Raw genomic sequence first — 449 nt, forward strand, 5'->3', positions numbered from 1 at the left:
GCCGGTGGGCAGCGCGCCGCCGGCACCGAACTGGGCGGCACGGTCACGCAGTTCCAGCACCATGCGCTCGGCAGTCTTCTTGCCGATACCCGGGATGCGGGTCAATGCGGTGATGTCGCCGGCCTGGACCATCCGCGCGAATTCCTCGACGCTGACGCCGGAGAGCACGGCCAGCGCGATCTTCGCGCCGATGCCGCTGACCTTCTGCACGTCGCGGAACAGGCGCCGCTCGCCCTCGCGCAGGAAGCCGTACAGCGAGACGCTGTCCTCCTTCTGCGCGTAGTGGGTGTACAGGGTGACCTCGCGGCCGAGTTCGGGCAGGTCGTAGAAGGTGCTCATCGGCGCCTCCAGTTCGTAGCCCACTCCGTTCACGTCCACCACCAGCCACGGCGGCGCCTTGTAGGCGACGATGCCGCGCAGTCGACCGATCATTGCGTGCAGCTCCTCAT

At 67.9% G+C, this 449-nt stretch carries 1 protein-coding gene; it reads right to left on the bottom strand.

Annotated elements, in window-relative coordinates:
* The coding region (gene ruvA, locus EN850_RS33575; protein ID WP_136092939.1) for a Holliday junction branch migration protein RuvA at positions 1 to 432 on the bottom strand (432 nt) is incomplete at its 3' end.
* Positions 433 to 449 lie beyond the last annotated feature (17 nt).

The sequence above is a fragment of the Mesorhizobium sp. M8A.F.Ca.ET.207.01.1.1 genome, from assembly GCF_004794715.1.
GTDB lineage: Bacteria > Pseudomonadota > Alphaproteobacteria > Rhizobiales > Rhizobiaceae > Mesorhizobium.